This window comes from Paenibacillus rhizoryzae, from assembly GCF_059686995.1.
In genome coordinates, this window is the sequence record NZ_JCAALT010000026.1 from 1 (window position 1) to 8,178 (window position 8,178).

The following is an 8,178-nucleotide window of genomic DNA, read 5'->3' on the forward strand; positions in this document are numbered from 1 at the left end:
ATGTCTGAAGTCGTTGCCCCTTTCTTGCCATACAAAAAGCACCCCCTATAGTTTTCATCGGTTAAACACTAGGGTGTTTTTCCAATGTCCACTATAAGGGGTGCAGTTCAGGTTGGTATGGGGCTTTTGTTTTCGCGCAAGCGATTCTTTGTTGTCTGGGGGCATCCACCACGGCGCTAGTTTGTTTACTGAGAGTCGGATTTCTCTACTCTCGGTTTCCGCTCACGATACGCCGCTAATGAATGGAGCTGTAAATTTCGGTCTCAAGCTTCGCTGGATCGTCCGACGAATGTCCGTACACTTCGACAAGCGGTTTAGTCTGCGATTTTCCTTGTGCTGCAAGACCTGCGTGAATGGCATCATACGCCTCGCCCAAACGATCATACGATCCGACATGTTTGTAATAGGCGTGCTCCGGCAGCGTTACGATCAACGACTCCAAACCGTGCTCGATCTCGGAAGCGGCTTCCTCAAGCTCCACTCCAGCAAATACGCGACCATCTTTCTCGTACACCATATGATTGATACCGCGATGGGGTAGTTTGAACTTCTGAATGACGCCCCATAGTTTATCCATCAGCTCCCGAACATCAGTGCTGTACGGCGTGCCTTCCACATGTACCTTCGAGAATCCGTGCAATACGAAGCTTTTCGGTTCATTCACGATAACTACTTGTCCCGCCATCCGCCATAACCTCCATTCATCACGCTCATCCTAACCCGCCAACACTACCATTCGTTCAAGAAGTCCCATGAATCGCATGTTAAACACCAATCGTACTTTGAACAGTCGAAAGCACGTCCGCAATTGCCAATCGATCCGCAGCGCCAGTAGCATGGCGCACTTTCCATTCAACCTGGCCTTCCGCAACGCCTTTGCCAACGACAATCCGAATTGGAAGCCCGATTAGATCGCTGTCCTTGAGCTTTACACCTAGCCGTTCATCGCGGTCATCCAGCAGCACGTCAATTCCTGCAGCCTGTAGTTGCGCATACAGCTTCTCTACCACTTCCATCTGTAGGCTATCCTGCGTTGAAACCGGGATAAGGTGAACATCGTACGGCGCAACAGCGGTTGGCCACAGCATACCGTTCTCGTCATGATGCTGCTCAATGATGGCCGATAGAAGCCGGGAAATGCCAATCCCGTAACAGCCCATAATAATTGGCTTCGTTTCACCGGTCGAATCCACGAACTGCGCGCCAAGCTTCTCGCTATACTTGGTGCCCAGTTTGAACACATGACCAATTTCGATGCCGCGAATTGTCCGCAGCTCTCCTTGCTCGCAGCTTGGACAATGATCGCCTACCTCCACATTGCGGAAATCCCCGATCCGCTCCAGGGAGAAGTCTCGCCCTGGAACAACATGACGAACATGATAATCTGTTACATTAGCGCCAGCAATACCTGCCTTCATTAATCCAACTTCAAGGTCAACCAGCAGCGGGATCGCAAGTCCGATTGGTCCAGCGAATCCGGTACCGGCACCTGTCACGGTTCTGACCGTTTCGGTATCGGCAAGCGTAAGCGTGACAGCTTGAAGCGCATTGAGCACTTTCGTTTCGTTAATGCTGTGGTCCCCTCGCACAAGTACGGCAACCGGTTTTCCATCAGCAACATAGATCAGTGTCTTAATCAGTTCATCATGACCGATGCCAAGTCCTGCTGCCAACTCGTCAATGGTTCTCATACCAGGCGTGTGGAATTGTTCTGCCGCCGCTTGCAATCCATCTGCCGACTGATCTCTTGCTATACTTCTGTTGCCAGCTTCGACACTCGCCGCTTCAAGACTTATCGCTTTCTCCATGTTCGCCGCATAATCGCAGGAGCTGCAGGTAACGACATCATCCTCACCGGACTCGGCTATCGCCATAAACTCATGGGTCCCGCCTTCGCCGCCGATAGCACCCGCATCTGCTTGTACAGCGCGGAACTCCAGCCCACAGCGCTCGAATATACGATGATAAGCCTCGTACATCGCCTGATACGTCCGATCGAGCCCCTCCCAATCACTGTCGAAAGAATACGCATCCTTCATGACGAACTCTCTGCAACGCAGCAAACCAAAGCGCGGCCGGCGTTCGTCGCGGAACTTGGTTTGCAGCTGAAACAGCGTGACAGGCAGCTTGCGATAAGTGGAGATCTCCTGACCTACAAGCTGCGTAATGACTTCTTCATGCGTCGGACCGAGCACGAATTCACGACCGTTGCGGTCCTGAAGCCGTACCAGCTCCGGACCATAGACATCGTATCGCCCTGATTGCTGCCATAAATCAGCAGGCTGAAGAGCAGGCAGCAGCACCTCCTGCGCACCGGTCTGTTCCATTTCATATCGAACAATAGCTTCTACTTTGCGCAGCACGCGGCGACCTAAAGGCAGGAAGGAATAAACGCCGGCGGAGAGCTGACGAATAAATCCGCCTTTAACAAGCCACTTATGACTTACAGCTTCTGCATCTGCAGGAACTTCCCTCAGGGTTGGTAAGAATACTGATTTCTGTCTCATCGAAATACCACCTTTTCCATAGGCATCAAAATACAAAAAACGCGCACCCATCCCTGGTTAAGGGACGAGTGCGCGCTCGTGGTACCACCCAAAATTCAGCCGCATAGAAGCAGCGGCTCTTTTGTACGGATAACGGGGTGATCCCGGCTGCAAATACGGAAAGCAGGGTTCCTTGCAGCGACTACAAGGCAGGGCGATTCTTGGATCTGCGGGAAGCCTCTCAGCCGGGTGGGCTCCCTCTCTGGGCACAGAATGACAAGAACGCATATCCTTGATCATGGTCGTTCAATTTAATGTGATTCTAAAGGTACAACAAGTTAAGCGGCAAGTCAACCGGAAACCGCGAATAAGCTAGTACCAGAACGATTATGAAAGCAGGTGGTTCATTTTGCTGGATCTAGACCCCATCAAACGACATTTTCGCAACTTGGAACGGATGCCGGTTCAGCTTTCGATCGGCGCCCTGCAGGTCGATGTCATCAAAATCAACTACGTCCCTCCCGGACCGGGCTGGCAAGTACCCGAGCATAAACATTCCTCCTATGAATTCCATTTCATCACCTCCGGCAAAGGTTTTGTCCGTATGGAACAAATCCCTTTCCATGTCGAGTCGAATATGTTTTATTTAACCGGCCCTGAGATTGTCCATACGCAAGTCTCGGATCAGCAAGAACCAATGGCTGAGCTTTGTCTGCAATGCCAATTTTCAATTCAAGAGAACGCTGAACCTCATAGCCTCCAAGAAGCCAAGCAGCTGCTCCATATTTTCAATACTCCCGTTTGCGGCGGCCTCCCGGACTCCCTTGGCGCGATTCCGCTCTTCGTCTCATGTGCCGAAGAAGCCAATCGTCAATTCGTCGGCTACTACTCGGCGATTCAAAGTCGACTTGCCGGCGTCATTCTGGCAACAGCCAGAATGTTGGCAGGAGAAAACAAACAGGCCACCTATTCCGTACCCGTCAAAAGACAAGGCTATGAGGTCATCCTCGAAACGATTCTGTTTCTTGAGGATAACTATCAACACCCGATTACGCTTGAGCAAGTAGCTGATCATGTACACTTCAGCCCGCGTCATCTAGGACGGATGTTCAAGCTCGTCACGGGTAAAACGCTGAATCGTTACCTCACCGAAATTCGCTTAAACCGCGCCATGCATCTACTCAGGCAGTCTGACTATTCCTTAGACCGCATTGCGCAAGAAATTGGTTTTGCGAATGGCAGCTATCTGAGTCAGCTCTTTCGCCGTGTCTATGGCTATCCGCCAAGTGATCAACGCTTGAATGCCAACGCGCACTCCTAACGCTGAATATTGTCCTGAAATTATAAGTAATCCTTAGCCAAGATCACGATTTGTAAGCACTTAAAGCAACATCATCGCGTTTTACAGATCACATATAACCCATGAATATCCACTCGAATGAGGTCCAGATTGTAAAGGAGGGTTCTGATTTCAGCCCGCATACAATTAGAAGTGTAAACGATTTCAACTCCTAAGGAGGTATCGTGATGAAACGAGTTTCAACCTGGGTGGCCGCTATGATGATCGCCGCCTTTGTATTAGCAGCATTCAGCTTTGTAGGCGTACGCGAAGCAGCAGCAGCCGGTCCACAAGGCATCCAATTCGGGCGTCCCATCGATGATTCCGGCAACATTCTCATTACGAATGCGGTTGCGCAAGCGCTAGCCGATAGTGGAGCTGGATTTGTACGGCTTAACTTTCGCCTCGGACCGTACACCTCGGATACCGCAGCATTTTACAGCACCTACGATACGATTGTGAACAGATTGCGCAGTAAAGGTCTTCAAGTCATCGGACTGATATCGAATGAATCCTGGCCTGGCACGCAATCGGATTGGACAGCTAACAATGCGGAAAATACGCCCGGTGGGGACGGCTACAATAATTTCATCGACCAATTCGGGTACTTAGCCGGACGGATGGCTGGCCATTACGATGGTATCATCAAGTATTGGGAAGTATGGAATGAGCCGAATTGCTGGGGCTCGAATCCGTCACCTGGTGTTTACACCGGATGCTCGTATATTTATCCTTCTAATTTCGCCGCTATGCTGGGCCACGTCTATACGCAGATGAAATACTATAACAACTACGATGTGGAAGTCATCAGCGGCGGCGTATTCGGTCACGATATTGCAGGCTACTCCTCCGGCGGTTCAGGTGCCGATTATATTAGCGATACGTACTACGAAGGCACAACGGTAGGGAGCTGGAATTGGATCCAGTCCAATGCAGGATCCTACCCTCTCGATCATATTGGTCAGCATATCTATATTGATCAGGGCGGATCCGTCTCCACTACACAGCTGAACAATTACATCAACTACGTACACAGCGCATATGCAGCCTATGAAGGTTCGGGTACGCCTAAGAAAATCTTCATGACGGAGATTGGCTGGACAACAGATGCCGTCAGCGAAGCCGTGCAGGCCTCTAATATTACGGCTGCGTACAATGTCATGAAAGCCTCTCCATATATCCAAAGCGGCGTTTGGTTTTACCTCCAAGACGAGCCATCGCTCCGTTATGGAATCTTCAAATCCAGTGGTTTGGGCACATCGGATAAGAAAACCGGTTGGACGAATTTCCGCAATGCAACAGCGTACGAAGGTAAGCTATCAGGCGGAACGACGAATACGAACATCCTTAACTACTTCAACAGCCACGGTGGCATGGCAACGAACGGGTCTCCATATGACAATGGGGGCAGCGCATACGTGCACTATTGGGATTATGGTTATGTGCAGGATTTTGACGGGGGCAGCATCGGGGCCAGCGCTATCATGACATCGGGCAGCGGAACGTTTCAAGTTCGCAATGGCTTCTGGCAAACCTACCTGCAGGGTACAAACCATACCTACCTCCAATTCCCGACGAGCGATGAATTTTCATATGGTGCCGGAACGAGGCAAAACTTCCAAGGCGGTTACATGACGTGGGATCCAACAAATGGTGTTCAGGTGTTCTAGAAGAAGACAAAAAGGAGAGGCTGCTGCCTCTCCTTTCTCTTGTTCCTTTGCAGTGTTTCAGTTCGTTAAACGTCTCAGGAATATATTAGTTTACATAACTATAATTATGTTGCCAAATTAAACGCTAACAAACAACGCAGTCACATACATAATGAGAATCCCCAGAAAGAGACTGCCCAGATTGCTCCAAGACACGACCGCGCTTCCGCTCTTCCCAGCCTCTCTGACAACCATCTTACTAATCACGTATATGACCTGCATAATTGCCCCTGCTCCAATACCAAAGAACAATGCTGCAAAGGCTTCGTTGAAAATGAATCCGCCAGTCCACGTACCGATGATCGCCGGTCCTCCGCCAAGAAGCGCTAATCCTACAAAAGTCCGCCAAGTCGGGCGATCTTGCAGAAGCGGAGCGGCAATTCCGACACCTTCGGTGATGTTGTGAAGCGTAAACCCAATGATGAGGAAGGTTCCGAGAGCTGCTTCACCGGCTGCGAATGCTGCGCCGATGGCCAGTCCTTCGCCTAGATTATGCAGACCGATGCCTCCGGCGATTTTGAAAGCCACCTGTTTGCCGCTAACCGCACCTTTTCGCTCGTTTGCTTGATCTATGGCAACCAGGAACAAGAAACTGAGAAGTGCGCCGAACCAAACCAGACCATTGCCTTGGAAGATACCGGGTGCTTCAGCCCCTAATTCAAACCCTTCCTCAAACGTGTCAATAACGAGGAAGAACAGTAAACCCACCGTCAGAGCCAGAACGGCTTGCATCCCGCGCTGCGAGAATCGGCGTAAGAAGGGGAACCACAGTAATCCTAATCCTACGGGAACTACCCCTACATAGAAACCGATCAATGCATACTGGGCTACACGAGAAGCATCCGGCACCGGCGTCAACGCTGCAACAGGCACCTCTCCTGCGAAAATCAATCCGTTCGTCGTAATCAGCTTAATTTCGTAGGGATCTCCTTCGACCCAGCCATACGGAATCTTAATTTCGGTTTGCGCAAGTCGTCCAATAGAAGCACTGGGATGGAAATCCGCATTCCAGAAGGCATCGTTTACAAGTACCTGCGCGATCGTAACTTTCTCCGGCCCCGTGTTCAGTACATGCAGCGTAAAACCTTCATGGGTAAGCACAATTTTCTGGACATTAAGCGCTTCGATCGGCGCGACCGGCTCATCCTTAATACCAGTCCCTAGATTCGAAATGAAGTAAATGACCAGAATAAGTAGGATGAGAGGCGCGCCTCCCCATATCCAAAGCAGCTTGCTTCTAGGTGGTTTCTGTTTCGCAGTATTCACGACTTTTATCTCCATGCAAACCCCTCCCTCCTACGCTTTGACCTCGAAGAATCCCATCCAGCCCAGCTCGGCAAATTCACTTTGATGAGCGTGGAACATATACTGGCCAGGTTCAGGAAATATCATCTCCAGAATGCCGCGCTGCCCTTGGCATTGCATAATGGTGTCGGTCAATACCGGTCTGGCATCCGGATCGGCGCCTACCTCGTAGTACTTGAAGAAGTTCGCATGAAGATGGAAGGAATTGATAAGATCGAATTCCGTTAAGTTGCTTAGATAAACCCGGACCAGCTCCCCGGCTTTCACCGGAATCGGCCAAGCCTGGAAGGCGAAAGCATAGCCGTTCACGGTGTAGATTTCATTCTCTCCGTCTAAATCCAGATCGAAGCCATTCATGACCATATTGAACTCGCGAGCTTTCTTCCTCGGCACCTTCGGATCAACGATGAAATTTCCGTAAAGTCCTTTGTGAATGTGCTTGGATAAAGGCGGAATATGGCAATGGTACACATGCATGCCGGCAGGTTTTGCTTCAAACTCATAGATAAATTCCGTTCCGGTCGGTACCGGTTCAATGCCGTCCATTCGAGTTGGATGAATGCCGTGAAAATGAATCGAGTGAGGATGCGAGGAGCCGTTCCAGAACTTGACTCGCACAATATCGCCTTCCGTACAGCGGATCGTTGGCCCCGGAATGGTCCCGTTATACGTCCAGCCCGGAAACGTGATGCCTTTCGCGATTTCGACATTCGAATCCGAAGCTACCATCGTGTATTCGCGTACTGTCCGTCCGTCTGCACGGGTACTCACCTTGCCGTAATCAAACTCTGTTAACGATTTGATCGCGGCTTGCAAGCCATAAGTCTGATCCTTCCCCGGATCATAGCCATGTGCCATCGTCTGGTGTTTATGCTGTTTTAATGCCGAATGCACCTCGTGTTTGGTCATCGCCTTGACCGGTTTCCCTAATAAGGAGCCTGGGCTGAATAAGCCTCCGCTGAAAGCACCTAATACTCCTGCAGCTCCCCATTTCAGAACATCCCGCCTGGAGACAGGGCGTTTAAGATTAAATGCCATGATGCCACCCCCTATTTTGCATAAAGTAAATTAAGTTTTCCGTGTGCAAAAAAATAATCAAAAAAATATTAATGTGGATAAGGGACAAAATGTTTCCCTAGAGCAAAACTTGAATGACTTAAATATATGCTGAACGCCTGCGTTTGTAAACCATAAATTTCTTCACCAAAAAATAAAAAAGTCCGCAAAGTGAACTGCACCCCACTTGTTAGACTCATCTACCAAGTGGGGTGTTTTTTTGAGTAAGTTTACTGAAGATGAGAAGTATCAAGCCGTGAAGGCTTATTTAAATGGCGCAGAG

At 49.9% G+C, this 8,178-nt stretch carries 6 protein-coding genes; 2 read left to right on the plus strand and 4 right to left on the minus strand.

Annotation, left to right across the window (positions count from 1 at the left end):
• Positions 1-235: 235 nt before the first annotated feature.
• The gene (locus AC6ESO_RS30365; RefSeq protein WP_497094604.1) at positions 236-685 is read right to left on the minus strand and encodes a GyrI-like domain-containing protein; all 450 of its coding nucleotides are present in this window, start codon (positions 683-685) and stop codon (positions 236-238) included.
• A gap of 79 nt (positions 686-764) precedes the next feature.
• Positions 765-2,507, minus strand: a complete 1,743-nt coding sequence (locus tag AC6ESO_RS30370; RefSeq protein ID WP_497094605.1) for a proline--tRNA ligase — start codon at positions 2,505-2,507, stop codon at positions 765-767.
• 388 nt (positions 2,508-2,895) lie between these two features.
• Here AC6ESO_RS30370 and AC6ESO_RS30375 point away from each other — a divergent pair, with 388 nt between their 5' ends.
• Positions 2,896-3,807 (plus strand): helix-turn-helix domain-containing protein, encoded by a 912-nt coding sequence (locus AC6ESO_RS30375; protein ID WP_497094606.1) that lies wholly within the window; start codon positions 2,896-2,898, stop codon positions 3,805-3,807.
• Positions 3,808-4,013: 206 nt separating this feature from the next.
• Positions 4,014-5,495, plus strand: coding sequence for an LGFP repeat-containing protein (locus AC6ESO_RS30380; protein WP_497094607.1), 1,482 nt, complete (start codon positions 4,014-4,016; stop codon positions 5,493-5,495).
• A gap of 117 nt (positions 5,496-5,612) precedes the next feature.
• Here the strand turns inward: AC6ESO_RS30380 and AC6ESO_RS30385 are convergent, their stop codons facing one another.
• Positions 5,613-6,815, minus strand: a complete 1,203-nt coding sequence (locus tag AC6ESO_RS30385) for a ZIP family metal transporter (protein ID WP_497094608.1) — start codon at positions 6,813-6,815, stop codon at positions 5,613-5,615.
• Positions 6,816-6,830: 15 nt separating this feature from the next.
• The gene (locus AC6ESO_RS30390; RefSeq protein WP_497094609.1) at positions 6,831-7,877 is read right to left on the minus strand and encodes a multicopper oxidase domain-containing protein; all 1,047 of its coding nucleotides are present in this window, start codon (positions 7,875-7,877) and stop codon (positions 6,831-6,833) included.
• Between the last annotated feature and the right edge of the window lie 301 nt (positions 7,878-8,178).

Coding starts and splice junctions, on each gene's coding strand:
- AC6ESO_RS30365 (WP_497094604.1), bottom strand. CDS start 685: ATGGCGGGACAAGTAGTTATCGTGAATGAACCGAAAAGCTTCGTATTG.
- AC6ESO_RS30370 (WP_497094605.1), bottom strand. CDS start 2,507: ATGAGACAGAAATCAGTATTCTTACCAACCCTGAGGGAAGTTCCTGCA.
- AC6ESO_RS30380 (WP_497094607.1), top strand. CDS start 4,014: ATGAAACGAGTTTCAACCTGGGTGGCCGCTATGATGATCGCCGCCTTT.
- AC6ESO_RS30385 (WP_497094608.1), bottom strand. CDS start 6,815: ATGGAGATAAAAGTCGTGAATACTGCGAAACAGAAACCACCTAGAAGC.
- AC6ESO_RS30390 (WP_497094609.1), bottom strand. CDS start 7,877: ATGGCATTTAATCTTAAACGCCCTGTCTCCAGGCGGGATGTTCTGAAA.